This window comes from Streptomyces sp. NPDC002773 (assembly GCF_040295605.1).
GTDB lineage: Bacteria > Actinomycetota > Actinomycetes > Streptomycetales > Streptomycetaceae > Streptomyces.
The window spans coordinates 117,530-141,852 of record NZ_JBEOVO010000002.1; the positions used below are offsets into that span (position 1 = coordinate 117,530).

A 24,323-nucleotide genomic window follows, 5' to 3' on the forward strand; every position below is an offset into this window, starting at 1 on the left:
AGGTCAGTGACCTGGGGCTTCGCGCTTGGCCGAACCGTGCCGCCCTGCGGCGGCGGTGCGTCAGTTCTGGGCGGGGTCGGCGGTCGTCTGCTCCGCGGCCTCGGCTGCGTTCGCCTTCTCGCGCATCTTGCGCACCAGCTCCGCCTTCTGGTCGGCCGCGCCCTGGCGGTCGAGGTTGCGGTGCGGGCCGTTGTTCTGCCGTTCGGCGCGGGACAGCCTCTTGCGCTGGCCGCCGCTCTGGCCCACGGGGTTGTTGATGTTCTTGCTGACGGTCACGGGTTCTCCCGGGGGTGATGTGAGGTGTTCTACGCATTCATCGGTGCTGGAAGAACATGGCAACGACGTTACCCGGCTCCACCGCCTCGCAAGGGATCGGGAGGGCCACCGGCAGCCGGGCCGGCGGCCGGGCCGGTGCGGTGCGGGCCGGGGGTCGCGCGGTGGCGGCCCGGCTGTTCATTCGCGGTGAATGAATACCTGTGCCCGCGGCCTGAGAATTTAGCCGCCCCCGCTCGGAGAGTTCTTGTCGGCAACACGCAGGGCCAAATATTCCACGCCCGCGGACGACGGCAACGTGCTACTGTCGAAAGCAGTTGCAGTTGTGGTACCCAAAGACTTCAGCGCCTCCGGTCGGCCGTACGCCGCACGGAAGCGCTTTGTATTTCCGGTCATTTCCGGGCAGGGCATCATCGCGGCGACACGGGCATCCGTACAGTACGGATGCCGGCGTACTGCCCCAAGGAGATATGACATGGCTGCTGGCACCGTGAAGTGGTTCAACGCGGAAAAGGGCTTCGGCTTCATCGAGCAGGACGGTGGCGGCCCCGACGTGTTCGCCCACTTCTCGAACATCGCCGCCCAGGGCTTCCGTGAGCTTCAGGAGGGCCAGAAGGTGACCTTCGACATCGCGCAGGGCCAGAAGGGCCCGACGGCCGAGAACATCGTCTCCGCCTGACGCTGACGCGTAATCGTAGCTGGGGCCCGCATCCCTCGGGGTGCGGGCCTCAGCTGCATGCACATTTCGCAGGTGCAGGATTTTCATGTGCACCTGCGTCTTTCGTATTTCTTCGCTCGCCCGCTCGCCCAATCTCACGCTCTCACGCTTCTTGCGCTCCTTGCGCTCCTCGCGTCGACCGTTTCTTTTCTGAGGCGAGCTGCCTGCTTTCGTATTTCATTCGGCCCGTGCCTGTGATTCCCAGCGCTGTACATCCGCTGCCGGAATTCCTCGATACGCGCCGTATCAAGGAAGGTTCTGAATGAACCCCACACGCACCAACAGCCGCTCCTCCCGTACCCGCCGCTCCGGCGGCCACGCGTACGACTCCTCCGCCGGAGCAAGCCGTGGCGGTCGCCCCGGTTCGTCCGCCGCGGGCCGGTCCGGCGGATACGGCCGGCGTCCCGCCGCCGTCCAGGGCGAGTTCGCCCCGCCGAAGACGATCACTCCGGCGCTGCCCGCCGTCGAGGCGTTCGCCGACCTCGACATGCCGAAGGTCCTCCTGGCCGCCCTCACCGCGCAGGGCGTGACCGTCCCGTTCCCCATCCAGGGCGCGACGTTGCCGAACTCCCTGGCGGGCCGTGACGTCCTGGGCCGCGGCCGGACCGGCTCCGGCAAGACCCTCGCCTTCGGCCTGGCCCTGCTGGCCCGTACCGCAGGGCAGCTCGCCGAGCCCCGCCAGCCGCTGGCGCTGGTCCTGGTCCCCACCCGGGAACTCGCCCAGCAGGTCACCGACGCGCTCACCCCCTACGCCCGCGCCGTGAAGCTGCGCCTGGCCACCGTCGTCGGCGGCATGCCGATCGGCCGCCAGGCGAACGCACTGCGCAGCGGCGCCGAGGTCGTCGTGGCCACCCCCGGCCGCCTCAAGGACCTCATCGACCGCGGCGACTGCCGGCTGAACCAGGTCGCCATCACCGTCCTCGACGAGGCCGACCAGATGGCCGACATGGGGTTCATGCCCCAGGTCACCGCGCTCCTGAACCAGGTCCGCCCCGAGGGCCAGCGCATGCTGTTCTCCGCGACCCTGGACCGCAACGTCGACCTCCTGGTCCGCCGCTACCTCACCGACCCCGTCGTCCACTCCGTGGACCCCTCCCAGGGCGCGGTCACCACCATGGAGCACCACGTCCTGCACGTGCACGGCGCCGACAAGCAGCGGTTGACCACCGAGATCGCCGCGCGCGACGGCCGGGTCATCATGTTCCTGGACACCAAGCACGCCGTGGACCGCCTCACCGAGGACCTCCTCAACTCCGGTGTCCGCGCCGCCGCCCTGCACGGCGGGAAGACGCAGCCGCAGCGCACCCGTACCCTCGCCCGGTTCAAGACCGGACACGTGACCGTCCTCGTCGCGACCAACGTCGCGGCGCGCGGCATCCACGTCGACAACCTCGACCTCGTCGTCAACGTGGATCCGCCGACCGACCACAAGGACTACCTCCACCGCGGCGGCCGTACCGCCCGGGCCGGTGAGTCCGGCAGCGTCGTCACCCTGGTCACGTCCAACCAGCGCCGCGACATGACCCGCCTCATGGCGACCGCCGGCATCGTGCCCCAGACCACCCAGGTCCGCTCCGGCGAGGAGGCGCTCGCCCGGATCACCGGCGCGCGGACCCCCTCCGGCATCCCCGTGACGATCACCGCGCCGCCCACCGAGCAGCGCAAGCGCGGCACGACCTCCCGCGGTCGGCGCGGCCCCGCCTCGGCCGCCCGGCGGGCCGGACGACGCCCCGCGACCGACGCGGCGGCCTGAGCCGTACGTGCACCCATCTCCCTTCTCTCCCTGTGAGGCATCGTGCGCTGTGTCATCGCCCGCTTTCCCTTCGACCTCACCAAGAGCGGCGTCCTGGACTCCATGAAGGGCGTCAAGCCCGAGGAAGTCATCGGTGAGTCCGTGATCATCGGCCGCCGGACCTACCCCGTGATGCAGGTCGGTCAGGTCGTCACCCGCCAGGACCGCCGCGACTTCAGCGCCGGCGAGGTGCTCCGCGCCATGACCAAGCTCGGCTTCACCTGCCGCGGCCTTCCGCAGGACACCGCGCCCGTCCGCGCCCTCAACCCCCTCCAGCACGCCTCCGCGATGCTCGGCGCCCCGGCGGGCCTGACCGCGGCCCCCGCCATCGTGGGCTGACACTCGGGCAGCGACAGCCAAGAGGGCCCGACCGGCACCCGCCGGTCGGGCCCTTTCGCGTATCCGTGGGCGGGTCTCCCCGTGAGCGGTACCCCGCAGTAGTGGTGTAGTAGTTCCTTCGGGGCCCTGGTGCCGTACGGCGCCAGGGCCCCTCCACGCGTTCCACAAAGAGGTGCAAATGACAGCAGATGACTCGTACGGCCGTCTCGACGACGACGACTACCCCGCCTACACCATGGGTCGGGCCGCCGAGATGCTCGGCACCACCCAGGGCTTCCTCCGCGCCATCGGCGAAGCCCGCCTCATCACCCCGCTCCGCTCGGCGGGCGGCCACCGCCGCTACTCCCGCTACCAGCTCCGCATCGCCGCCCGCGCCCGCGAACTCGTCGACCAGGGCACGCCCATCGAGGCCGCCTGCCGGATCATCGTCCTGGAAGACCAGCTCGAAGAAGCCCAGCGGATCAACGCCGAATACCGCCGCGCCGCCGCGTCCGACGCGCCGCCGGCCTCGGCTTGAGGCCGGTCCGCCCGCCGTCGCCGAGCCGGGCAGGCACCGCACGGGTGCCCAGCCCCTCCCCCCTGGACGCGTGACGGCCCGCCGGGGTGAGCCGGCGGGCCGTCACAAAACGATGGTGCAGAGGGCCCTCAGGCCGGTCCGTGCGTCAGCACCTCCGGTGCCACGCGGTGAGCGCCGTGGCGTGCGGGAACGGCGCCATGACGACGTAGGCGAAGATCTTGACGCACGTGTTCCTCTTCAATCTCGGCACACCACCGCCCTGCGCGCCCACCCCCTCGTACGGGGCGAGGTCCTGTCGGCTCTCGAACGGGAACAGACGGCGGCACCTCAGGGGCTCCGGCTCGCGCCGACCGGTCGCTCGCTGAGCTGAACTCCCGGGCCCGGCCCGGAAGAGACGGTCGGAGGGGGCGGCTCTTCGCGTCCGTAATCCAGGTGTCGCCCTCCGGGCGCTCCGGTAGCGTGCGCCCGCATGACATCGCAACTGGAACGGCCCCCACTCCGAGCGGACGAGCGCACCGCGATCATCGGCTGGTTGGAGCTCCAGCGGAAGATCCTGCGCTGGAAGTGCGAGGGGCTGAGGGACGAGGACGCGCACCGCTCGGTCCTTCCGGACTCGCCCGCCATGACGATGGCCGGTCTCGTCTCCCATATGCGCTGGACCGAACACGCCTGGCTGGAGATCGCGTTCCTCGGCGGCGACCCGAAGTCGAACCCGGCGTTCGACGAGTCGAGCGAGGACGCCGACTGGGACACCGGCGGCCGTCCGCTCGCCGAGCTCCTCGCGGAGTACGAGGCCCAGTGCGCCCGCAGTGACGAGATCGTCGCCGCGGCCTCCCTGGACGACGTCGGCCGCAACTCCGACTTCTACGCCGGCGGCGCCAACCTCCGCTGGATGCTGATCCATCTCGTCGAGGAGACCGGGCGCCACGCGGGCCACGCGGACATCGTCCGCGAGCTGCTCGACGGCGTGAAGGGCTACTACTAAGCCGCCCCCCGTCAGTACCCACCCGTCTGGAGCAGGGTCATCAGGGCGCGGGCCGCCGGGCTGGTCGTGTCCGGGGGCGGGAGCAGGGCCACCGTCTCGTAGACCGCCTGGCCCGTGCCCTTCAGGGGGATGGCGCTCAGGGCCTCGCGCTTGTGGCGGAAGTGGTGGGGGACGGCGGCGACGCCTAGGTTCTCGTCGATCAGGTCAAGGAGGCTGTGCACGTCGTTCACCTCCAGGGCGACCGTGCGGCGTACACCCGCCGCGGCGAACGCCGTGTCCGTGGCCTGGCGCGGCCCCCAGTCCGGGTGGAAGTCGACGAAGACCTCGCCTGCGACGTCCTCCGGCGAGAGCGCGGGGCCGGCCGTCGCGAGCGGGTGCTCGGGGTGGCACAGCAGGGTCATCGGCTCGGCCGCGAGCGACACCGAACGCAGCTGGTCGGAGTCGGCCCGGGTGCGGTACGCGAACGCCAGGTCGAGTCGGCCGGCCACGACCTCCTCGGCCAGGTCGGGCGAGCCCGACTGCCGCAGCCGGATCTCCACGTCCGGGTGCCTCCGCCGGAACGCCGCGAGCAGCCCGGGGGTACGCACCCCCGCGATGCACTGCTCGGTACCGAGCGCGAGCGTGCCGCGCAGCACGCCCTGCACGGCGGCCACCGCCTCGTGCGCCGCCCGCACCTGCGCCAGGATCCGCTCCGCCTCGACCAGCAGCGCACGCCCGGCCTCCGTCAGCGTCACCCGGCGGGTGGTCCGTACGAACAGCGGCGCCCGCAGCTCACGCTCCAGGGCCCTGATCGACGCCGAAAGGCCCGACTGGGACACCATGAGCCGCTCGGCGGCCCGGGTGAAGTGCCGGTCCTCGGCGACGGCGACGAAGTGCTGGAGATGTCGGAGTTCCACGATTCAGAAGCCTAGACGCTGAATACGATCGGATTCTCCTGTTGGACGCATGGCCCCAGGTCGGAGGAGATTGGACACCGCCTCCCCTCCTCCCTCCCCTGGAGTCGCGTTGTACGCCGCACACCCCGACCGCTACGCCGCCATGCCCTACCGGCGCACCGGACGCAGTGGCCTGAAGCTCCCCGCGCTGTCCCTCGGCCTCTGGCACAACTTCGGGCCCGACCGCCCCGCCGAGACCCAGCTCGCCATCCTGCGCCGCGCCTTCGACCTCGGCATCACCCACTTCGACCTGGCCAACAACTACGGGCCGCCGCCCGGCGCCGCCGAGTCCGCCCTCGGCGACGCCCTGCGGACGGACCTCGCGCCCTACCGCGACGAGCTGGTCATCTCCACCAAGGCCGGTTACCTGATGTGGCCCGGCCCGTACGGCGAATGGGGCTCCCGCAAGTACCTGCTCGGCTCGCTCGACCAGAGCCTGACCCGGCTCGGGCTCGACCACGTCGACGTCTTCTACTCGCACCGCTTCGACCCGGAGACTCCGCTGGAGGAGACGATGGGCGCCCTGCACTCCGCCGTCCAGCAGGGCAAGGCCCTCTACGTCGGCGTCTCCAACTACTCCGCCGAGCAGACCCGCGAGGCCGCCCGCATCCTCGGCGATCTCGGCACCCCACTCCTCATCCACCAGCCGCGTTACTCGATGCTCGACCGGCGCCCGGAGGACGAGGGCCTGCTCGACGCGCTCGACGAGCTCCAGGTCGGCTCCATCGCCTACTCCCCGCTCGAGCAGGGCCTGCTCACCGGCCGCTACCTGGACGGCATCCCCGAGGACTCCCGGGCCGCGAGCGACAGCCCCTTCCTGAACCGCGCCGCCGTCACCGAGGACCTGGTGGCCCGGCTGCGCACCCTGAACGAGATCGCCGCGGCCCGAGGCCAGAGCCTCGCGCAGCTCGCCCTCGCCTGGGTGCTGCGCGGCGGCCGCGTGACCTCCGCCCTGGTCGGCGCGAGCAGCACCCGCCAGCTGGAGGACAGCGTGGCCGCGATCGGCAACCTCGACTTCGAGGAGGAGGAGCTGGGGCGGATCGACACGGTCGTACGCCCCTGAGCCGTACGGGCGCCTCCGCCCCGGCAGGAGTCCGCGCGGCGCTTCCGTCGCTCCCCGCGCATGGCCCCCGGCAGAAGCGGGAAGCCGCCCCAAGCACCTCGCACACGGCGGCCGCGGCGGCTTCACGGGCAGCGGCCTCCGGCCGCCGGTGATGTGCCTGTCCGACCCCAGGAGGCGACCGTGCCAGCCCTGCGCACACAGACTCCCGCCACGCCGACGACGACACCGGCACCAGCACCGGCACCGGCCCCAGCACCTTCACCGGCACCCGCACCCGTATCGCCACACGCCCCCGCCGTGTCGCCGGTCAGCTCGCACAACGAGTGGGACCCGTTGGAGGAGATCGTCGTCGGCCGGCTCGAAGGCGCGACGATCCCCTCCAACCACCCGATCGTGTCCTGCAACGTCCCGCCCTGGGCCGGCCGCCTCCAGGGCCTCTCCGCCGGCTTCCGGTACCCGCGCATGCTGGTCGAGCGGGCCCAGCAGGAACTCGACGGGTTCATCGAGCTCCTGCGCTCGCTCGGCGTCACCGTCACCCGACCCGACGCGGTCGACCACCGGCAACGCTTCAGCACCCCCCACTGGACCTCCCGCGGCTTCTGCAACGCCTGCCCGCGCGATGTCCTGCTCGTGATCGGCGACGAGATCATCGAGACCCCCGGGGCCTGGCCGTGCCGGTACTTCGAGACCGGTTCGTACCGCACGCTCCTCAAGGACTACTTCCGGCGCGGCGCGCGCTGGACGGCGGCGCCGAGACCGCAGCTCACCGACGAGCTGTTCGACGAGGACTTCCGGGTCCCCGAGGACGGCGAGCCCATGCGCTACATCCTCACCGAGTTCGAGCCGGTCTTCGACGCGGCGGACTTCGTCCGCGCGGGGCGCGACCTCTTCGTGACGCGGAGCAACGTCACCAACCGCATGGGCATCGAGTGGCTGCGCCGCCACCTCGGCCCCGGCTACCGCATCCACGAGATCGAGAGCCGCTGCCGTACGCCGATGCACATCGACACGACGTTCCTGCCGCTCGCGCCCGGCAAGGTGCTGGTCAACCCCGAGTACGTCGACGTCGACCGCCTGCCCGACGTCCTGAGCTCCTGGGACGTCCTGATCGCCCCCGAGCCCGACCTGATCGACGAGCGCCTGCTGAGGCTCACCTCGATGTGCGGGAAGTGGCTCAGCCTGAACGTCCTCATGATCGACGAGAAGCGGGTGATCGCGGAGCGGAGCCACACCAGCACGCTCCGGGCGCTCGAACGGTGGGGCTTCGAGCCGATTCCCTGCGACCTCCAGCACTACGCGCCGTTCGGTGGCTCCTTCCACTGCGCCACGCTCGACGTACGGCGCCGGGGCACCCTCCAGTCGTACGTCGACTGATCAGCGATCGGCGATCAGCGATCAGCGATCTTGCGGTCCTGCGGGTCGCCCGTGGGAAAATGGGCCATGATCTATCACGTCGTGACCTCCGGTGAGTGGAACGCCCGCCCCGACGCGCCGTACGCGCCCGCCTCCCTCGCGGAGGAGGGGTTCGTCCACTGCACCCCCGACGTGAGGACGACCCTCGCCGTCGTCGACGCCTACTACCGGAGCGCGCCGAAGCCGCTCCTCGCGCTGCTCATCGCCGAGGACCGGCTCACGTCCAGGCTGGAGTTCGAGGCGGCGGCCTCCACGCCGCCGCCCGGGGTCGACGAGGACGTCCTGTTCCCCCATGTCTTCGGGCCGGTCGACCGGGACGCCGTCACCGAGGTCCTGGAGATCGAGTGGGACGAGGACGGGCGCGCCGCGGGGCTCACCCGCCCCCACTGACCCTCAGGCCGGCGGCGGCCTGACCCTCAAGGCGGCGGCTGCGCGTCTCCCCTGCCCCGGCGGCCGCCGCCGGGCGGCGGGGGCTCGCCCACCGGGCGGCGGACCGCGATGCACTCCACGTCGATCTGGTCGGCCAGGTCGCTCAGCTGCCGCGCCAGGGCGAGCGCGGTCGCGGGGTCGAGTTCCGCCCCGCCCGCCGTCCCGCCCGCCTCGGTCGTCCGCAGCCATCCGGCGGCGACCCGCCGCAGCAGCCCGGTCACCTTCGTGGCGGGGATCAGCAGCTCGCCGCGCGAGGCGTAGACCAGGGGTATCGACGCGTTGGACGCGTTCGACGCGTTCATGGTGAACCGACCTCCGCCGCAGAAGGAGTGACGTGACCTGGGTGCCGTGGTCCGGCCCTCGGGGGGCGGTTGCCCGGGACCGCCGGTACTACACACCCGGCCGGCGCGTGCGCCGACCGGGCGCCGCCGTTCACCGTGTACGTCACGCATCGGTACGTCAGGAATCGAGAAGCGCGGTGGGGCGTGCCGCACTAGCTTGACGCCATGGACCTCACCATTCACACCACCGTCCTTCCCCACGACGACCCGGACGCCTCCGTCGCCTTCTACCGCGACGCCCTCGGCTTCGAGGTGCGCAGCGACGTCGGCCAGGGCAGGACCCGCTGGATCACCGTCGGACCCGTCGGGCAGCCCGGCACGTCGATCCTGCTCGCGCCGCCCGGCGCCGACCCGGGGATCACCGAGGCCGAGCGGCGCACGATCGCCGAGATGATGGCCAAGGGCACGTACGGCTGGATCCTGCTGGCCACCCCGGACCTCGACGGCACGTTCGAGAAGATCCAGGCGGCCGACGTCGAGGTCGTCCAGGAGCCGACCGAACAGCCGTACGGCGCCCGTGACTGCGCCTTCCGCGACCCCGCGGGCAACCTCGTCCGCGTCCAGCAGCTCCGCTGAAGCCCGGCCGAAGCCCCGCCGAAGCTCCGCTGAAAGGGTTCTCCTCCATGTGTCATCCTGCGTGGATGAGCGCACTGAACGAGGCGCAGCGCCTGAGTGATCTCGCGCGGTTGCGCCGTGTCCGCGACCGGATGGACCGGGAGTACGCGCAGCCGCTGGACGTCGAGGCGCTCGCGCGCGGCGTGAACATGTCGGCGGGGCACCTCAGCCGGCAGTTCAAGCAGGCCTACGGCGAGTCGCCGTACTCGTACCTCATGACGCGGCGCATCGAGCGTGCCATGGCCCTGCTGCACCGCGACGACCTCAGCGTCACCGACGTCTGCTTCACGGTCGGCTGTTCCTCGCTCGGCACGTTCAGCACCCGGTTCACCGAGCTCGTCGGCGTGCCGCCCAGCGTCTACCGGCGCCAGGTCGCGGACGGCGAGGCCGGGCTGCCGTCGTGCGTGGCGAAGCAGGTGACGCGACCCGTCAGGAATCGAGAAGCACCGGCGGGCACCCCGCGCCTAGCGTGAATCCCATGAACGCCATCGCATCCGTCACCCTCGAGGTGGCCGACCTCCAGGCCGCCGACCGCTTCTACACCGCCTCCGGCCTCGGCGCCCATGTGCGCCTGCGGGCCTCGGACGTACCGACCACCGGCTTCCGCGGGTTCACGCTCTCGCTCACGGTGTCCCAGCCGGCCGACGTCCGACTGCTCGTCGACGCCGCCGTCGACGCCGGGGCCACCGTCCTCAAGCCCGTGTCCAAGTCCTTCTGGGGCTACGGCGGCGTCTTCCAGGCCCCGGACGGGACCATCTGGAAGATCGCCACCTCGGCGAAGAAGGACAGCGGCCCGGCCACCGGCCGCGTCGACCAGTTCGTGCTCCTCCTCGGGGCCGCGGACGTGGCCGAGAGCAGGAAGTTCTACGTCGACCACGGCCTCACCGTGGCGAAGAGCTTCGGCAAGAAGTACGTCGAGTTCGCCGCCGGGGACAGCCCGGTCAAGCTCGCCCTGTACGGGCGCCGCGCCCTCGCCAAGGACGCCGGTGTCCCGGTCGACGGCGAGGGATCCCACCGGATCGTGCTCGGCGGCGACGGCAGCGGCTCCTTCACCGACCCGGACGGGTTCGCGTGGGAGGCCGCCGCCGTGACCGCCGCGCCCTGAACCCACCCTTTGGCCTCACTCCCGTCTGCCTTTCGAGAGGAACCCGTCATGCCGAACACGCGGTCGTCCACCAAGAGCACCAGCGCCGGGAAGTACGACGGCTTCACCGAGGAGGAGCGCGCGGCGATGAAGGAGCGCGCCCAGGAGCTCAAGGCGACCGCGCGGCGCGACGCGCGCTCGGCCAAGGCCAGGGCCGACGGGGACGCCGAGGTGCGCGCGAAGATCGCCGAGATGCCCGAGGCCGACCGTGTCCTCGCCGAACGCATCCACGAGATCGTCGCGGCGAACGCGCCGGACCTGGCGCCGAAGACCTGGTACGGGATGCCCGCGTACGCCAGGGACGGCAAGGTCGTCTGCTTCTTCCAGAGCGCGGAGAAGTTCAAGACGCGGTACGCCACGCTCGGCTTCAGCGATCTGGCCCGGCTGGACGACGGCGCCCTGTGGGCGACCAGCTTCGCCCTGACGGAACTCGGCGCCGCCGAGGAGGCCCGTATCGCCGCGCTCGTGGCGGAAGCCGTCAGCTGACGCCGACTGCGCGCAGCCGGGCCGTGAGGTGTGACCCGCGTCACTCGCCCCGACGGCCCGGGGCGGTCGGCCCACGCGGGGGAATATGCCCGATCGCGTCGCGTGAATTCGGGGCGACGCGAGGTGGAAATTTGTCATGTAAACACACGGGATGGCGGCGCCCGCATTTCTTCACCGAGCGCACCCCGCGACACCGTGCTACTGTCGATATCAGTTGCAGTTGTGGGTCCCGAACGTACGAGTGCCCCTTCCGGTTCATCCGGCGCTGGGCACCCTTTTTCATTTCCGGACTTTTTCCGGACGGGGCGATCATCGCAGCGACACGGAGCACACAGGGTGTGGGCTCCGAGCACTGCCCCGAAGGAGAAATGACATGGCGACTGGCACCGTGAAGTGGTTCAACTCGGAAAAGGGCTTCGGCTTCATCGAGCAGGACGGTGGCGGCCCGGACGTCTTCGCCCACTACTCGAACATCGCCGCCCAGGGCTTCCGTGAGCTGCAGGAAGGCCAGAAGGTGAGCTTCGACATCGCGCAGGGCCAGAAGGGCCCGACCGCCGAGAACATCGTCCCCGCCTGACGCCAGGCGCTGACGCGTAGCACGAGCTGACGAGCTGAGGCCCGCACCTTTGGGGTGCGGGCCTCAGCTCTTTGCACCTCTCGCCGGGCTGCGGGAATTTCCTGCCCGGCCCCCTTCTGGACCGTTTCTGGACCACTTCTCCGCAGGAGTCACCATGCGCTGTGTCATCGCACGCTTCCCGTTCGAGCTGACCAAAGCCGGCGTCCTCGAATCGATGAAGGGCGTCAAGCCCGAGCCGGCCGTCGGTGACGTCGTCGTCATCGGACGCCGTCAGTTCCCCGTGAAGCAGGTGGGCGAGGTCGTCACCCGCCAGGACCGCCGCGATTTCAGCGCCGGCGAGGTCGTCCGCGCGATGACCAAGCTCGGCTTCACCTGCCTCACCGTCCCCGCCGAGCAGCCCCCGGCGCCCCCGGCGCCCTCGGACATCTTCTGACGCCTCCGACGTCCCTGACGTCCCTGACGTCTCCCGTGCGCCCCGGCAGTACGAGGCGGGCGGCGCCGGCTGCCGCGTGAGTACGGCTCCTCAGCCGCCGCCCGCAGTACGGGTACGGGGATCAGTGGTCGGAGTAGCTGAAGTCGCCCACCGTCCAGGCGCTGACGTCCGAGAGGGCGACCCGGTACATCCCGCCGGTCTCCGGGATGCCCACCGTCCCCTGGAGGATCCGGGCGAGGTGGAAGTGCAGGTGGGTGGGTGGCCCTTCCTCGCGTACGGAGGGGCTGAAGACGGCGGAGAACTCGGCGAGGCGGGCCGAGTCCGTCAGGACCTCCGACACGCGCTGTCTCCACAGGGCTTCCGGAGCCAGCCGACCGGTGAGGACCACACCCCCCACGACCACCGTCAGGGACATCTGATTGCTCTGCCCGGACTCCACCGTGGCGGCAATGTCAACGAGCAGCTCGTCAGGCTTCGACATGAAAGCCGATTCTAGGCGCCGCCACCGACGCCGGGGGAACGTCCCCACCCTCCGCCCTCGCTAGCGAGGTGCCGTGTCGTCCGCCGGGAACGCCGGACCGTGGCCCGGGACGATCACGTCGGCCGTGGCGAGGACGCGGAGACGCGAGTCCTTCAGGACGGTGTGGTCCGGGGCCACCGGGTCCTCCACCGGGCCGTTCGGGCGCCACCAGAGGTCGCCCACGAACGCGATGACACCGGCGTCGGTGCCCGCGAGGAGGGTGATGTCCTCGGGGCTGTGGCCGGGGGTACGGATCAGCCGCAGGGACGGGGCGAGTTCGTGGCCCTCGGCGTCCCGGTCGGTCCACTGGTCGTTCTCGTAGATCGCCTTGTGGTCGTGGACGCGGGCCCGGCCGAAGAGGCCGACGTTCATGGTGTTGTCGGGGTGGTGGTGGCTCAGCACCACGTCGGTGATGTCGTCGGGGCCGAGGCCGAGTGCGGCGAGCGGGCCCAGGATCCGGTCACGGCTCGCCACCATGCCGGGGTCGACGATCACATGCCGGTCGCCGTCCCGTACGTAGGAGACGGTGGCGGCGACCCCGGGGCCGGTGGAGAGCGTGTAGCCGGTGGTCAGGACCGTGTACGTGGCGGTGCGGCCGTGCGGCGCGTCGTCGTGGTGTGTCATGTCCCCGAGTCTTCTGCGGGGCGGGGATCTTCACGAGTGGCCGTCCTGCCAACGATCGCGGGAATCGTGCCAAGGCACCGCGCATGACCGCCGTGCCAGACTCGCCCCCATGCCGCCGCCCTTCGTGACCGTCGCCGCCTACGCCCCGCACGGGGTCGGCATGCTCGGCGCCGGCATCGTCTCCGAGGTGTTCGACGCGCGCGGCGGGGACCTGCCCCGCTTCGACTTCGCGCTCTGCACCGACCGGCCGGGCAACGTCCGCACCGACGTCGGGCTGCCGCTGGTCGTCGAGCACGGTCTGGAGCGGCTGGCCACGGCCGACCTGGTGATCGCCCTGCCCTGGGCGGAGTTCCGTACGCCCCCGGGCCCCGCCGTGCTCGACGCGCTGACCGCCGCGCACGCGCGCGGGGCCCTGGTCGCCGCCCACTGCGTCGGCGCGTTCGCGCTCGCCGCGGCCGGGCTGCTCGACGGACGGCGGGCCACCACGCACTGGCGGTTCGCCGGGCTCCTCGCCGAACGCCACCCGGACGTCACCGTCGAACCCGACGCCCTCTACGTCGACCAGGGCCCCCTCGTCACGGGCGCGGGCGCCGCCGCCGGCTTCGACCTGTGCCTGCACCTGCTGCGCCGGGAGTACGGGGCCACCACCGCCAACGCCATCGCCAGGGACCTGGTGCTCCCCTCCCACCGCGACGGCGGCCAGGCCCAGTACCTGGCCACGCCCGTCCCCGAGGACAGCCGGGACGAACGGCTCACCGACGTCCTCGCCTGGGCCAGGGAGAACCTCCACGAACCGCTCCCCGTCGCCGAGCTGGCCCGCCGGGCCCTGATGAGCCGGCGCTCCTTCGCCCGCCGTTTCGCCGCGTCCACCGGCACCACCCCGCACGCGTGGCTGCTCTCCCTGCGGCTCGGCCGCGCCGAGGAGCTCCTGGAGACCACGGACCTCCCGGTGGAGGAGGTCGCCCGCGCGGTCGGCTTCGGCAGCGCGGCGGTGCTGCGCGCGCAGTTCGTACGCCGCCGCGGCGTCCCGCCCCGGTCGTACCGGCGTTCCTTCACCCGTACGCCCGCCGTCTGAGGCGTCCGGGCCGTACGCGATCATGCCGTCATGAAGCTGCGCTGCGCCGTACTCGACGACTACCAGGGCGTCGCCCTCGCCTCCGCCGACTGGAGCCCGCTCGCCGACCGCGTCGACGTCCGCGTCCTGCGCGAGCACCTCACCGACCGGGACGCGCTCGTCGCCGCCGTCGAGGACTGCGAGATCCTCGTCGTCATGCGGGAACGGACCCCCGTGGACGCCGCGCTCCTGGCCCGGCTCCCCCGGCTCCGGCTCCTCATCACCTCCGGCATGCGCAACGCCTCCGTCGACGTCGCCGCCGCACGCGCGCGCGGGGTGACCGTCTGCGGCACCGCCAGCAGCCCCGCGCCGCCCACCGAACTCACCTGGGCGCTCCTCCTCGGCCTCGCCCGGCACGTCCCGGCCGAGGCGCGGGCCCTGCGGGAGGGCGGGCCCTGGCAGTCCACGGTCGGCGCCGACCTGGCCGGCCGGACCCTCGGCCTCGTCGGCCTCGGCAAGATCGGCGGCCGGGTGGCCGGGATCGGGCTCGCCTTCGGCATGGACGTGCGCGCGTGGAGCCCGAACCTGACGGAGGAGCGGGTGGCCGAGCACGGCGTACGGCTCGCGAAGGACAAGCGGGAACTGCTCGCGGACAGCGACTTCGTCTCGCTGCACATGGTGCTCTCGGGCCGCACCCGGGGGCTGATCGGAGAGTCCGAGCTACGGGCGATGCGCCCGCACGCGTACCTCGTCAACACCTCACGGGCCGGGCTCGTCGACGGCGGGGCGCTGCTGCGGGCGCTGCGCGAGGGGTGGATCGCGGGGGCCGGCCTCGACGTCTTCGAGACCGAGCCGCTGCCCGTGGACGACCCCCTGCGGTCCCTGCCGAACGTGCTCGCGCTGCCGCACCTCGGGTACGTGACGGAGGGGAACTACGGGCGGTACTTCGGGGAGGCGGTCGAGGACATCGAGGCCTTCCTGAAGGGCGCGCCCGTACGCGAGCTGGGCTGAGCCGATCAGGAAGAGACGCCCGGGCCCGTACGCGCCTCACCCCAGACTGGCACGCGCCAGTTCCACGAACTCCTCGTCCGTCAGGCCGAGTCCGCGTGCCTCCTCCGCCGCCTCGCGCAGCCGGGAGACCAGGCGGGCGCGGTCGGGGGCGGTGGCGCCGGGGACGATGACGGCGCCGCGGCCCCGGCGGAGTTCGATCAGGCCCTCCTCGCGGAGCCGCTGGTAGCCGCGGAGGACGGTGTGGACGTTGACGCCGAGGGAGTCGGCGAGTTCCCGGGCGGCCGGGAGGCGCTCGCCGGGTGCGGCGGAGCCGTCGGCGAGGGCGCCGCGGACGCAGGCGGCGATCTGGTCGCCGAGGGGCGCGGCGGAGGCCGGGTCGACACGGAAGAGCACGGTCAGACCCTCCCATGCCGGTCGGCGAGGGTGTTGAGGAGGGCGGCGGCGGTGTGCGCGTCGGGCACGGTGACCGCGAACTCGCGCCCGCTGTCCCGCCGTACGACGAGGGCCTCGCCCGTGTGGAGCACGACGCCGGTCCGGTGGGCCCGGACCCGGTAGCCCCAGCCGCCGAAGTCGCCGATCACGGCGGCGGTGTCGAGTTCCCTGACGCTCGCTCCCACGACCTCGTCGAGCGGGACCCTGACCCGGGGCCGGGGGACGAGCGAGGGCCGTACGGTGACGCCGCGCCGGTCGACGGTGACCCGGACCCGGGCGAGGGCGAGGCCCGGCACGCCGACGAGCAGGCCGAGCAGGGCGAGCAGGGCGGCGGGCCAGGGGGCGAGGAGCAGGCCGGCCGGGACGGCGGCGAGGGCGAGCGCGGAGAGGACGGTCAGCGGCCGGGAGCCGGTGGCCCGGGACCAGCCGGCGACCTCGCCCGCGCCGAGGGCGAGCCGGGGGGCGTCGGCCGCGCCGGGGCGTTCGACGGGCCCGCTGGGCCCGGCCTTGGGGACGAGCGAGGCCAGCGCCCATCCCGCGAGGGCGAACACGGCGGCGGCGGCCGCGCCGAGGAGCAGGTTGGTGAAGGGGGAGACGACCTGGGCGGCGGCGGTGGCGTCGAGGTTGTCCCGTACGAGGAGGACGAGCAGCGCTCCGGCGAAGCCGGCCGTCGCCCAGGCGCCCCAGAGGGCGGTACGGCGGACGAGGACCGTCCAGCCGCCGCCGAGGCCGAGCAGCAGGCCGGCGCTGACGACGGCGAACGCGGTGCGGCCGGTGAAGCCGTCGGCGCGGCCCCCGCCGGCGGCGGTGAAGTGGGTGGCGAGCGTGTCGGGGAGCCGGTCGTCCCAGAGGGCGAGCAGCAGCAGGTACGCGGCGAGGACGAGGGCGAAGGGCAGCGCGGCGAGGGCGCGGAGTCGGGGCGTGGCACGGTTCATGGAAACCTCCGTTGTTCGCACCAGGATAGAACAATTTGTTCGTACTCTGCTAGAACAACCCGGCTTCCCGTCCGGATGCGAAACCCGATCAACGACTGTTGACTGGGCCAAATGCACACGAATGGGGAGATAAGCATGCGCCGTCGGTCCACCACCGCCACCTTGACCGCCCTCACCGCACTCGCCGCCCTCGCCGCCGTGACGGTCACCGGCTGCGGCAGCGACGACGACGACAAGCCCGACCCGATGCGTGGCCAGCAGTGGGGCATCGACGCGCTCAAGCTGCCCGACGCGTGGAAGACCTCCCAGGGCGAGGACAGCGTCATCGCCGTCGTCGACACCGGCGTCGACCTCGACCACCCCGACCTCAAGGGCCGGCTCGTGGACGGCTACGACTTCGTCGACAACGACGACGAGCCCAAGGACATGAACGGCCACGGCACCCACGTCGCCGGCATCGCCGCCGCCCACACCGACAACGGCATCGGGGTCGCGGGCGGCGGCCCGGGCGCGAAGATCATGCCGGTCCGGGTGCTCGGCGCGGACGGCAGCGGCACCAACGCGAACATCACCAAGGGCATCGTGTGGGCCGCCGACCACGGCGCCCACGTCATCAACCTCTCCCTCGGCGAGTCCGGCCTGATGGCCCGGCTCCTCAAGGGCGGGGTCCTCAACCAGGCCATCTCCCACGCCGTCGGCAAGGGCGCGGTCGTGGTCGCCGCCGCGGGCAACGACTCCACCGTGCTCCAGCCCTACAAGATCGACACGCCGGTCCTGGTCGTCAACGCCGCCGACCGGAGCGGCAAGCCCGCCACCTTCACCAACTTCGGCGCGCAGAACGCCGTTTCGGCGCCGGGCGTCGACATCCTCTCCACCCTCCCCACGTACACGGTGAAGGAGACCCTGAAGAACACCTCCGGGTACGGGAAGCTCTCCGGGACCTCGATGGCCTCCCCGTACGTCTCCGCCGTCGCCGCGCTCCTGCACCACCAGGGCCTGAGCCCGGACGCCGTCATGAAGACGATCCGCGACTCGGCGGCCAACCCGGGGAACCTCGCCAAGCTGGGCCTCGGGAACGTCGACGCGGCGGCGGCCGTGAAGTCCGCCGCCGCGACTGCGGGCAACTAGCCGCCGCGTCGACGGGCGACCGGCGGCCGCGTCGGCCGGCGACCCGCCGTCAGCCCCGGTTCTCGTCCAGGGCCGCGCGCAGCGCCTCGGCGAACTCCGCCGGGGCGCCGTGCTGGCCGAACTCGCCTCCCAGGAAGCCGCCGTGGTGGCTGGGGAAGACGGCGAGCGGGATGCCGAGCCCGTCGGCGACGGCGGCCGCCGCGCGGGCGGCGAGCTCGCCCTCGGACTCCTTCCCCGCGGCGACGACGATCCGCGTCGGCGCGGCGCGCAGGGCGGCGAGGTCGGGGCGGTAGGAGGTGCAGCCGCGCATGTTCTGGCCGAGCAGCGGGTCGTCGCGCGAGCCGTCGTCCTCGGTCGGCAGACCGAACGCCGCCGGGGAAGGGGCGGGCTCCTCGGCCCAGTCCGCCGGGAACGGGCCCTTCCGGCTCGTCAGGGCGAGGAACTTGGCCATCCCCGGCCCCCAGCCCTCCCGCAGATAGGTCGCGTGCACGTCCGCGCAGGCCGCGAGGGCCGCCTCCCGGTCCGGTACGAGCTGCACCGCCGGCGGCTCGTGCGCGACGAGGGTGTGGACGAGGTCCCCGCGCCGGGCGACCAGGGCGAGGGCGTTGACGGCGCCGCCGCTGCTCGCGAAGACGTCCACGGGGCCGGCGCCGAGCGCCTCGATCAGCCGGGCCAGGTCGTCGGCGTGCTCGTCGGGGAGCGTCTCCGCGGCGCCGTCGGTGCGCTCGCTGCGGCCCACGCCGCGCGGGTCGTACGTGACGACGGTCCGGTCGGCGAAGTGGGAGGCGAGGGTGGTGAAGCCGGTCGCGTCCATGGGGGAGCCGATGAGCAGCAGGGGGCGGTCGTCGGTCCCGGTGCCGGGGCGCACGTCGTAGCGCAGGGTCGCGCCCGTGGTGTCCAGGGTCCGGGTGTCGGTCTCGGCCATGGGTCTCTCCTCGGTGGTGGGACGGTCATGGGGTAGACCCCCGCCGCCACCGGAACTCATCGGCCGCCCGGCGGTACTTCTTACACGGCGCCGCTTCTACTCGGCGCCGCAGTCGTGCTGGGCCGGGTCCACCACGACCCGGTCGAGCAGGCCGCGCAGGAGGGTCTGCTCCGCCGCGGTCAGATCGCCGAAGAGCTCGCGCTCGGCGGCGCTGACCGCCGCGTCGACCCGGTCGAGGGCCGCCGCGCCCGCCTCCGTGATCTCCACGATGTGCCGGCGCCGGTCGGCCGGGTCACGCCGCCGCTCCGCGAGCCCGGCGGCCTCCAACTCGTTGAGCACGGCCACCAGTTGGCTGGGGTCGATCTCCATCGCCGACGCCAGGTCCCGCTGGCTCATCGCCCCGGGGGCGAGCTGCATCAGCGTCATCGCGTTTCTCGGGTGCAGCCCGGCGACTCCCAGGGCGGCGCGGATGCGCGCGCCGGTGAGCTCACCGCGGAAGGAGAGGAGGAAGCCGAGGCGATCGGTCGGGAGAGCTGCCATGGCAACCACCGTAACAGCAGCCCTATTGTGGAGCGAGGGAAATCGTTGATACGGTTCAATGGTTCTTGGACGTGAATCATTGGAGCACCCCTATGTTCATCGGTTATGTGGTCGTGGCCGCGCTGCTCGCCTTCGCGCTCTCCGCCTCCGCCTTCCTGACCTTCACCCGCAACCCGCAGATCGTGGGCAGCATGACCAAGCTGGACGTGCCGGACGCCTGGCTGCCACGGCTGGCGACACTGAAGGCGGCCGGCGCGCTCGGCCTGCTCGCGGGCCTCGCCGTGCCGCTGCTCGGCGGGGCGGCTGCGATCGGCGTGTTCCTCTACTTCATCGGGGCTCTCGTCACGCACCTGCGGGCGAAGGACTTCGAGCTGGCGCCGGTCGCGGTCCTGACCGTCCTCGCGGTGGCCGCCCTGGTGTTGCGCATAGCCTCCGCCTGACGAGACGAAACGTCTTGCGGGGGGCCCGCTTCCGGCGTACCTTCGCAATAACGAGACGATACGTCTCGTTATTGCGAAGGTCGACGTACAGGAGGCCGCCCTTGTTCCGGGTCCAACTCACCGACGTCAGCAAGCGCTACGACGCCCCTTCCCCCTCCCCCTCCCCTGCCCGGACCGTGCTCGACCAGGTCTCCCTCACCGTCCGCCCCGGCGAACGCCTCGGCGTCGTCGGAGACAACGGCTCCGGGAAGTCCACCCTCCTCCGGCTCCTCGCCGGCCGTGAGCAGCCCGACAACGGCACGGTGACCGTCGACGCCTCCGGCGGCGTCGGGCACCTCGCGCAGACCCTGGACCTCCCCCCGACGGCCACCGTCGGTGACGCGACCGACCACGCCCTCGCGGACGTAAGGGAGTTGGAGCGGGCGATCCGCGCGGCCGAGGGCGCCCTCGCCGCGACCGGGGACCTCGCCGGGGTACGGGTCGACGGTCGGCTCCGGCTCGACGCGCTGCGCCTCGACGCGGGCGAGCGGCTACTGGTCACCGGGCCGAACGGCGCCGGGAAGACCACCCTCCTGAAGGTCCTGGCGGGTGAACTCGTCCCGGACGAAGGCACGGTGAGCGCCCCCGACCGGGTCGGGCTGCTGCGTCAGGAGACGGCCCCACCCACCGACCCCCGTGCGGTGGGCGAGGCCTTCGGAGCGGACCGCGCGGACGAACTGCTCGCCCTCGGTCTCTTCTCCGCCGGGGACCTGACGACCCCGGTCCGGTATCTGTCGACGGGACAGCGCCGGAAACTGGAACTGGCACGGCTCGTCACCGAGCCCGCCGATCTGCTCCTCCTCGACGAGCCGACCAATCATCTGGCCCCGGCGCTCGTGGAGGAGATGGAGGCCGCGCTCGCTCTGTACCGGGGCACGCTGGTCGTGGTCAGTCACGACCGGAGGCTCCGGGAGGGCTTCCGGGGCCGCCGCCTGGATCTGGCACCGGCCCCCGCCCTCACGACGATCGGAGGGATCTAATCGTCGTCGCCCTCGAGGTCGCCCTCGGTCTCCAGGAACACCTGCCGCAGGGCGGCCAGCGTCTCCGGGTCCGGCTTCTCCCACATGCCGCGCGACTCGGCTTCGAGGAGCCGCTCCGCGATGCCGTGCAGCGCCCACGGGTTGGCCTCCTTCAGGAAGGCCTGGTTCGCCGGGTCGAGGACGTACTCCTGCGTCAGCTTGTCGTACATCCAGTCGGCGACGACGCCCGTCGTGGCGTCGTACCCGAAGAGGTAGTCGACGGTCGCCGCCAGCTCGAACGCGCCCTTGTAGCCGTGGCGGCGCATCGCCTCGATCCAGCGCGGGTTGACCACGCGCGCGCGGAAGACCCGGGAGGTCTCCTCGACGAGCGTGCGGGTGCGGACGGTCTCCGGGCGGGTCGAGTCCCCGATGTACGCCTCCGGGGCCGTGCCCTTCAGCGCGCGGACGGTCGCCACCATGCCGCCGTGGTACTGGAAGTAGTCGTCCGAGTCGGCGATGTCGTGCTCGCGGGTGTCCGTGTTCTTCGCGGCGACCGCGATCCGCTTGTACGCCGTCTCCATCTCGGCGCGCGCCGGGCGCCCTTCGAGGCCGCGGCCGTACGCGTACCCGCCCCACACCGTGTACACCTCGGCGAGGTCCGCGTCCGTCCGCCAGTCGCGCGAGTCGATCAGCTGGAGGATGCCCGCGCCGTACGTGCCGGGCCGGGAGCCGAAGATACGGGTGGTGGCGCGCCGCTCGTCGCCGTGCTCGGCGAGGTCGGCCTGCGTGTGCGCCCGTACGTAGTTCTCCGACGCGGGCTCGTCCTCAAGACCCGCGACCAGCCGTACGGCGTCGTCGAGAAGCCCGATGACGTGCGGGAACGCGTCCCGGAAGAAGCCCGAGATGCGCAGCGTGACGTCGACGCGCGGGCGGCCCAGCTCCGCGAGCGGGATCGGTTCGAGGCCGTTCACGCGGCGCGAGGCCTCGTCCCAAAGCGGGCGGACGCCGAGCAGGGCGAGCGCCTCGGCCACGTCGTCGCCGGCGGTGCGCATCGCGCTGGTCCCCCAGAGGGAGAGGCCCACGGACGTCGGCCACTCGCCGTTGTCGGTGCGGTAGCGCTCCAGGAGGGAGTCGGCGAGCGCCTGCCCGGTCTCCCAGGCGAGCCGGGACGGCACGGCCTTCGGGTCGACGGAGTAGAAGTTCCGGCCGGTCGGCAGGACGTTGACCAGGCCGCGGAGGGGGGAGCCGGACGGGCCGGCCGGGACGAAGCCGCCGTTCAGGGCGTGCACGGCGTGCGTGAGTTCGTCGGTCGTCGACGCCAGGCGCGGCACGACCTGCTCGCAGGCGAAGCGGAGGACGGCGGCGACCTCGGGGCCGTACGCGGCGGCCAGGGTCGGCACCGCGTCCACCGACCAGTCCGCCGCCTCCATGGCCTCGACCAGCTCGCGGGCCTTGGCCTCCGCCTCGTCGGCGGTGGTGCGGGTCGCGGCCGACTCGTCGAGGCCGAGGGCCTCGCGCAGACCGGGAAGCGCCTGCGTGCCGCCCCAGATCTGGCGGGCGCGCAGGATGGAGAGGACCAGGTTGACCCGGGCCTCGCCCTCCGGGGCGCCGCCGAGGACGTGCAGACCGTCGCGGATCTGGGCGTCCTTGACCTCGCACAGCCAGCCGTCGACGTGCAGCAGGAAGTCGTCGAAGCCGTCGTCCTCCGGGCGCTGCTCCAGACCCAGGTCGTGGTCGAGCTTGGCGGCCTGGATCAGCGTCCAGATCTGGGCGCGGATCGCGGGCAGCTTCGCCGGGTCCATGGAGGAGATCTGCGCGTACTCGTCGAGCAGCTGCTCCAGGCGTGCGATGTCGCCGTACGAGTCGGCGCGGGCCATCGGCGGCACCAGGTGGTCGACAAGGGTGGCGTGGACGCGCCGCTTGGCCTGGGTGCCCTCGCCCGGGTCGTTGACGAGGAACGGGTAGATCAGCGGGATGTCGCCGAGGGCCGCGTCGGGGCCGCAGGCGGCGGACAGGCCGGCGTTCTTGCCGGGCAGCCACTCCAGGTTGCCGTGCTTGCCGAGGTGGACCATGGCGTCGGCGCCGAAGCCGCCGTCCTCGGCGCGGGCGGCGATCCACCGGTAGGCGGCCAGGTAGTGGTGGGACGGCGGGAGATCGGGGTCGTGGTAGATCGCGATCGGGTTCTCGCCGAAGCCGCGCGGCGGCTGGATGAGGATGAGCAGGTTCCCGCGCCGCAGGGCGGCGAGGACGATGTCGCCCTCCGGGTTGCGCGAGCGGTCGAGGAACATCTCGCCGGGCGCCGGACCCCAGTGCTCCTCGACGTGGGTGCGGAGCTCCTCGGGCAGGGTCGCGTACCAGCGCTTGTAGTCGGCGGCCGGGATACGGACCGGGTTGCGGGCGAGCTGCTCCTCCGTCAGCCAGTCCTGGTCGTGGCCGCCGGCCTCGATGAGGGCGTAGATCAACTCGTCGCCGTCGCCGGAGACGAGGCCGGGGAGGTCCTCCACGGGCCCGAAGTCGTACCCCTCCTCACGGAGGCGGCGCAGGAGGGAGACGGCGGACGCGGGGGTGTCGAGACCGACGGCGTTGCCGATGCGGGAGTGCTTCGTCGGGTACGCGGAGAGGACGAGCGCCAGCTTCTTCTCGGCGTTCGGGATGTGCCGGAGGCGGGCGTGCCGTACGGCGATCCCGGCGACGCGGGCGGCGCGCTCGGCGTCCGCCACGTACGCGGGCAGACCGTCCTCGTCGATCTCCTTGAAGGAGAACGGGACGGTGATCAGCCGGCCGTCGAACTCGGGCACGGCGACCTGGCTGGCGGCGTCCAGCGGGGAGAGGCCCTCGTCGTTCTCCTCCCACGCGGACCGCGAACCGGTCAGGCACAGCGCCTGGAGGATCGGCACGTCGAGCGCGGCGAGCGCCCCCGCGTCCCAGGCCTCCTCGTCGCCGCCGGCCTGCGCCTCGGCCGGCTTGGTGCCGCCCGCGGCGAGGACGGTGGTGATGATGGCGTCGGCGGTACGGAGACGGTCGAGCAGCTCCGGCTCGGGCGCGCGCAGGGACGCCACGTACAGCGGGAGCGCCTGCGCGCCGGTGTCCTCGATCGCCTCGCACAGAGTGCGGACGAAGCCGGTGTTGCCGCTCATGTGGTGGGCGCGGTAGTAGAGCACGGCGACGGTCGGGCCGCTGTCGTTCTTCGCGACCCGGTCCAGCGGGCCCCAGGTGGGGGCGGCGGCCGGGGCCTCGAAGCCGTGGCCGGTGAGCAGGACGGTGTCGGAGAGGAAGCGGGCGAGCTGCTCCAGGTTGCCGGGGCCGCCGTGCGCGAGGTAGGCGTGCGCCTCGGTGGCGACGCCGATGGGGACGGTGGACGCCTCCATCAGCTGTGCGTCGGGCGCCTGTTCGCCGCTGAGGACGACCACGGGCTTTCCGGCGGCGCGGAGCGCGTCCAGGCCCTCCTCCCAGGAACGGAGACCGCCGAGGAGCCGTACGACGACGAGGTCGGCGCCGTCCAGGAGGCCGGGCAGTTCGGCGAGGGGGAGACGGGCCGGGTTGGCGAAGCGGTACTCCACCGGGCCGCCGGCCGAGGCAGCGTTCGCCGCGCGGGCACTGAGCAGGTCGGTGTCGGAGTGCGACAGCAGCAGAAGCATGGCGAGCGCAGGCCTTCC

The 24,323-nt window shown here is 72.4% G+C and carries 29 protein-coding genes; 19 read left to right on the forward strand and 10 right to left on the reverse strand.

Annotation, left to right across the window (positions count from 1 at the left end; genetic code table 11):
* Positions 1 to 60: 60 nt before the first annotated feature.
* Entirely contained in the window at positions 61 to 276 is a 216-nt protein-coding gene (locus ABT034_RS03115; RefSeq protein ID WP_351210657.1) for a DUF6243 family protein, read from the reverse strand.
* A 472-nt stretch (positions 277 to 748) separates the two neighbouring features.
* On the opposite strand from ABT034_RS03115, the gene ABT034_RS03120 reads away from it, so the two are divergent.
* From ABT034_RS03120 to ABT034_RS03140, 5 genes are all read left to right on the forward strand, one after another.
* On the forward strand, positions 749 to 952 hold the full coding sequence (locus ABT034_RS03120) for a cold-shock protein (protein ID WP_351210659.1): 204 nt from the start codon (positions 749 to 751) through the stop codon (positions 950 to 952).
* A 301-nt stretch (positions 953 to 1,253) separates the two neighbouring features.
* Positions 1,254 to 2,744, forward strand: coding sequence for a DEAD/DEAH box helicase (locus ABT034_RS03125; RefSeq protein ID WP_351210661.1), 1,491 nt, complete (start codon positions 1,254 to 1,256; stop codon positions 2,742 to 2,744).
* A 42-nt stretch (positions 2,745 to 2,786) separates the two neighbouring features.
* Complete coding sequence (locus tag ABT034_RS03130; RefSeq protein WP_351210663.1) at positions 2,787 to 3,122, forward strand: SCO5918 family protein; 336 nt, start codon at positions 2,787 to 2,789, stop codon at positions 3,120 to 3,122.
* Positions 3,123 to 3,300: 178 nt separating this feature from the next.
* Positions 3,301 to 3,639 (forward strand): MerR family transcriptional regulator, encoded by a 339-nt coding sequence (locus tag ABT034_RS03135; protein ID WP_351210665.1) that lies wholly within the window; start codon positions 3,301 to 3,303, stop codon positions 3,637 to 3,639.
* 469 nt (positions 3,640 to 4,108) lie between these two features.
* Positions 4,109 to 4,624, forward strand: a complete 516-nt coding sequence (locus ABT034_RS03140) for a DinB family protein (RefSeq protein ID WP_351210667.1) — start codon at positions 4,109 to 4,111, stop codon at positions 4,622 to 4,624.
* A gap of 11 nt (positions 4,625 to 4,635) precedes the next feature.
* On the opposite strand, the gene ABT034_RS03145 is transcribed toward ABT034_RS03140, so the two are convergent.
* Positions 4,636 to 5,520: a LysR family transcriptional regulator gene (locus ABT034_RS03145; protein ID WP_351210669.1), complete on the reverse strand. Its 885-nt coding sequence runs from the start codon at positions 5,518 to 5,520 to the stop codon at positions 4,636 to 4,638.
* Between the two features lie 109 nt (positions 5,521 to 5,629).
* Between ABT034_RS03145 and mgrA the strand changes: the two genes are divergently transcribed.
* The 3 genes from mgrA to ABT034_RS03160 all read left to right on the forward strand — a co-directional run bounded on the left by mgrA (position 5,630) and on the right by ABT034_RS03160 (position 8,425).
* The gene (mgrA, locus tag ABT034_RS03150) at positions 5,630 to 6,622 is read left to right on the forward strand and encodes an L-glyceraldehyde 3-phosphate reductase (RefSeq protein ID WP_351210671.1); all 993 of its coding nucleotides are present in this window, start codon (positions 5,630 to 5,632) and stop codon (positions 6,620 to 6,622) included.
* 297 nt (positions 6,623 to 6,919) lie between these two features.
* A complete protein-coding gene (locus ABT034_RS03155; RefSeq protein WP_351210673.1) occupies positions 6,920 to 7,996 on the forward strand; it encodes an amidinotransferase in 1,077 nt (358 codons plus the stop codon).
* Positions 7,997 to 8,062: 66 nt separating this feature from the next.
* Positions 8,063 to 8,425 carry a DUF952 domain-containing protein gene (locus ABT034_RS03160; RefSeq protein WP_351210675.1) on the forward strand — a complete coding sequence of 121 codons (363 nt, stop codon included), beginning with the start codon at positions 8,063 to 8,065 and terminating at the stop codon, positions 8,423 to 8,425.
* A gap of 26 nt (positions 8,426 to 8,451) precedes the next feature.
* On the opposite strand, the gene ABT034_RS03165 is transcribed toward ABT034_RS03160, so the two are convergent.
* Entirely contained in the window at positions 8,452 to 8,766 is a 315-nt protein-coding gene (locus ABT034_RS03165) for a DUF6213 family protein (RefSeq protein ID WP_351210677.1), read from the reverse strand.
* Positions 8,767 to 8,970: 204 nt separating this feature from the next.
* On the opposite strand from ABT034_RS03165, the gene ABT034_RS03170 reads away from it, so the two are divergent.
* From ABT034_RS03170 to ABT034_RS03195, 6 genes are all read left to right on the forward strand, one after another.
* Positions 8,971 to 9,381, forward strand: coding sequence for a VOC family protein (locus ABT034_RS03170; RefSeq protein ID WP_351210678.1), 411 nt, complete (start codon positions 8,971 to 8,973; stop codon positions 9,379 to 9,381).
* Positions 9,382 to 9,446: 65 nt separating this feature from the next.
* Positions 9,447 to 9,893, forward strand: coding sequence for a helix-turn-helix transcriptional regulator (locus tag ABT034_RS03175; protein WP_351210679.1), 447 nt, complete (start codon positions 9,447 to 9,449; stop codon positions 9,891 to 9,893).
* A 5-nt stretch (positions 9,894 to 9,898) separates the two neighbouring features.
* Positions 9,899 to 10,525 carry a glyoxalase gene (locus ABT034_RS03180; RefSeq protein WP_351210681.1) on the forward strand — a complete coding sequence of 209 codons (627 nt, stop codon included), beginning with the start codon at positions 9,899 to 9,901 and terminating at the stop codon, positions 10,523 to 10,525.
* Positions 10,526 to 10,573: 48 nt separating this feature from the next.
* The gene (locus ABT034_RS03185) at positions 10,574 to 11,050 is read left to right on the forward strand and encodes an iron chaperone (RefSeq protein ID WP_351210683.1); all 477 of its coding nucleotides are present in this window, start codon (positions 10,574 to 10,576) and stop codon (positions 11,048 to 11,050) included.
* 373 nt (positions 11,051 to 11,423) lie between these two features.
* Positions 11,424 to 11,627, forward strand: coding sequence for a cold-shock protein (locus ABT034_RS03190; RefSeq protein ID WP_030210008.1), 204 nt, complete (start codon positions 11,424 to 11,426; stop codon positions 11,625 to 11,627).
* Positions 11,628 to 11,781: 154 nt separating this feature from the next.
* Entirely contained in the window at positions 11,782 to 12,060 is a 279-nt protein-coding gene (locus ABT034_RS03195; protein ID WP_351210685.1) for an SCO5918 family protein, read from the forward strand.
* Between the two features lie 121 nt (positions 12,061 to 12,181).
* Here the strand turns inward: ABT034_RS03195 and ABT034_RS03200 are convergent, their stop codons facing one another.
* Complete coding sequence (locus ABT034_RS03200; protein ID WP_351210687.1) at positions 12,182 to 12,541, reverse strand: hypothetical protein; 360 nt, start codon at positions 12,539 to 12,541, stop codon at positions 12,182 to 12,184.
* Between the two features lie 60 nt (positions 12,542 to 12,601).
* Positions 12,602 to 13,204, reverse strand: coding sequence for an MBL fold metallo-hydrolase (locus ABT034_RS03205; RefSeq protein WP_351210689.1), 603 nt, complete (start codon positions 13,202 to 13,204; stop codon positions 12,602 to 12,604).
* A 109-nt stretch (positions 13,205 to 13,313) separates the two neighbouring features.
* Between ABT034_RS03205 and ABT034_RS03210 the strand changes: the two genes are divergently transcribed.
* Positions 13,314 to 14,279, forward strand: coding sequence for a GlxA family transcriptional regulator (locus ABT034_RS03210; protein WP_351210691.1), 966 nt, complete (start codon positions 13,314 to 13,316; stop codon positions 14,277 to 14,279).
* Between the two features lie 30 nt (positions 14,280 to 14,309).
* Entirely contained in the window at positions 14,310 to 15,269 is a 960-nt protein-coding gene (locus ABT034_RS03215) for a D-2-hydroxyacid dehydrogenase family protein (protein WP_351210693.1), read from the forward strand.
* 36 nt (positions 15,270 to 15,305) lie between these two features.
* Here the strand turns inward: ABT034_RS03215 and ABT034_RS03220 are convergent, their stop codons facing one another.
* Positions 15,306 to 15,662 (reverse strand): GntR family transcriptional regulator, encoded by a 357-nt coding sequence (locus ABT034_RS03220; RefSeq protein ID WP_351210695.1) that lies wholly within the window; start codon positions 15,660 to 15,662, stop codon positions 15,306 to 15,308.
* 2 nt (positions 15,663 to 15,664) lie between these two features.
* On the reverse strand, positions 15,665 to 16,636 hold the full coding sequence (locus ABT034_RS03225) for a hypothetical protein (RefSeq protein ID WP_351210697.1): 972 nt from the start codon (positions 16,634 to 16,636) through the stop codon (positions 15,665 to 15,667).
* Between the two features lie 135 nt (positions 16,637 to 16,771).
* Between ABT034_RS03225 and ABT034_RS03230 the strand changes: the two genes are divergently transcribed.
* Positions 16,772 to 17,764 (forward strand): S8 family serine peptidase, encoded by a 993-nt coding sequence (locus ABT034_RS03230; RefSeq protein WP_351210698.1) that lies wholly within the window; start codon positions 16,772 to 16,774, stop codon positions 17,762 to 17,764.
* Positions 17,765 to 17,813: 49 nt separating this feature from the next.
* Here ABT034_RS03230 and ABT034_RS03235 read toward each other — a convergent pair whose 3' ends face one another.
* Together ABT034_RS03235 and ABT034_RS03240 are read right to left on the reverse strand one after the other, a co-directional pair.
* The gene (locus tag ABT034_RS03235) at positions 17,814 to 18,689 is read right to left on the reverse strand and encodes an alpha/beta fold hydrolase (protein ID WP_351210700.1); all 876 of its coding nucleotides are present in this window, start codon (positions 18,687 to 18,689) and stop codon (positions 17,814 to 17,816) included.
* Between the two features lie 96 nt (positions 18,690 to 18,785).
* The gene (locus tag ABT034_RS03240; RefSeq protein WP_351210701.1) at positions 18,786 to 19,229 is read right to left on the reverse strand and encodes a MarR family winged helix-turn-helix transcriptional regulator; all 444 of its coding nucleotides are present in this window, start codon (positions 19,227 to 19,229) and stop codon (positions 18,786 to 18,788) included.
* Positions 19,230 to 19,321: 92 nt separating this feature from the next.
* Here ABT034_RS03240 and ABT034_RS03245 point away from each other — a divergent pair, with 92 nt between their 5' ends.
* Complete coding sequence (locus ABT034_RS03245) at positions 19,322 to 19,669, forward strand: DoxX family protein (RefSeq protein WP_351210703.1); 348 nt, start codon at positions 19,322 to 19,324, stop codon at positions 19,667 to 19,669.
* Positions 19,670 to 19,740: 71 nt separating this feature from the next.
* Positions 19,741 to 20,688 (forward strand): ATP-binding cassette domain-containing protein, encoded by a 948-nt coding sequence (locus ABT034_RS03250; protein WP_502972788.1) that lies wholly within the window; start codon positions 19,741 to 19,743, stop codon positions 20,686 to 20,688.
* On the opposite strand, the gene cobN is transcribed toward ABT034_RS03250, so the two are convergent.
* Positions 20,685 to 24,305 carry a cobaltochelatase subunit CobN gene (cobN, locus tag ABT034_RS03255; RefSeq protein WP_351210705.1) on the reverse strand — a complete coding sequence of 1,207 codons (3,621 nt, stop codon included), beginning with the start codon at positions 24,303 to 24,305 and terminating at the stop codon, positions 20,685 to 20,687. The genes ABT034_RS03250 and cobN overlap by 4 nt on opposite strands.
* Positions 24,306 to 24,323 lie beyond the last annotated feature (18 nt).

Coding starts and splice junctions, on each gene's coding strand:
- ABT034_RS03120 (WP_351210659.1), top strand. CDS start 749: ATGGCTGCTGGCACCGTGAAGTGGTTCAACGCGGAAAAGGGCTTCGGC.
- ABT034_RS03125 (WP_351210661.1), top strand. CDS start 1,254: ATGAACCCCACACGCACCAACAGCCGCTCCTCCCGTACCCGCCGCTCC.
- ABT034_RS03135 (WP_351210665.1), top strand. CDS start 3,301: ATGACAGCAGATGACTCGTACGGCCGTCTCGACGACGACGACTACCCC.
- ABT034_RS03140 (WP_351210667.1), top strand. CDS start 4,109: ATGACATCGCAACTGGAACGGCCCCCACTCCGAGCGGACGAGCGCACC.
- ABT034_RS03160 (WP_351210675.1), top strand. CDS start 8,063: ATGATCTATCACGTCGTGACCTCCGGTGAGTGGAACGCCCGCCCCGAC.
- ABT034_RS03165 (WP_351210677.1), bottom strand. CDS start 8,766: ATGAACGCGTCGAACGCGTCCAACGCGTCGATACCCCTGGTCTACGCC.
- ABT034_RS03170 (WP_351210678.1), top strand. CDS start 8,971: ATGGACCTCACCATTCACACCACCGTCCTTCCCCACGACGACCCGGAC.
- ABT034_RS03175 (WP_351210679.1), top strand. CDS start 9,447: ATGAGCGCACTGAACGAGGCGCAGCGCCTGAGTGATCTCGCGCGGTTG.
- ABT034_RS03180 (WP_351210681.1), top strand. CDS start 9,899: ATGAACGCCATCGCATCCGTCACCCTCGAGGTGGCCGACCTCCAGGCC.
- ABT034_RS03185 (WP_351210683.1), top strand. CDS start 10,574: ATGCCGAACACGCGGTCGTCCACCAAGAGCACCAGCGCCGGGAAGTAC.
- ABT034_RS03190 (WP_030210008.1), top strand. CDS start 11,424: ATGGCGACTGGCACCGTGAAGTGGTTCAACTCGGAAAAGGGCTTCGGC.
- ABT034_RS03195 (WP_351210685.1), top strand. CDS start 11,782: ATGCGCTGTGTCATCGCACGCTTCCCGTTCGAGCTGACCAAAGCCGGC.
- ABT034_RS03200 (WP_351210687.1), bottom strand. CDS start 12,541: ATGTCGAAGCCTGACGAGCTGCTCGTTGACATTGCCGCCACGGTGGAG.
- ABT034_RS03205 (WP_351210689.1), bottom strand. CDS start 13,204: ATGACACACCACGACGACGCGCCGCACGGCCGCACCGCCACGTACACG.
- ABT034_RS03210 (WP_351210691.1), top strand. CDS start 13,314: ATGCCGCCGCCCTTCGTGACCGTCGCCGCCTACGCCCCGCACGGGGTC.
- ABT034_RS03215 (WP_351210693.1), top strand. CDS start 14,310: ATGAAGCTGCGCTGCGCCGTACTCGACGACTACCAGGGCGTCGCCCTC.
- ABT034_RS03225 (WP_351210697.1), bottom strand. CDS start 16,636: ATGAACCGTGCCACGCCCCGACTCCGCGCCCTCGCCGCGCTGCCCTTC.
- ABT034_RS03230 (WP_351210698.1), top strand. CDS start 16,772: ATGCGCCGTCGGTCCACCACCGCCACCTTGACCGCCCTCACCGCACTC.
- ABT034_RS03235 (WP_351210700.1), bottom strand. CDS start 18,689: ATGGCCGAGACCGACACCCGGACCCTGGACACCACGGGCGCGACCCTG.
- ABT034_RS03240 (WP_351210701.1), bottom strand. CDS start 19,229: ATGGCAGCTCTCCCGACCGATCGCCTCGGCTTCCTCCTCTCCTTCCGC.
- ABT034_RS03245 (WP_351210703.1), top strand. CDS start 19,322: ATGTTCATCGGTTATGTGGTCGTGGCCGCGCTGCTCGCCTTCGCGCTC.
- cobN (WP_351210705.1), bottom strand. CDS start 24,305: ATGCTTCTGCTGCTGTCGCACTCCGACACCGACCTGCTCAGTGCCCGC.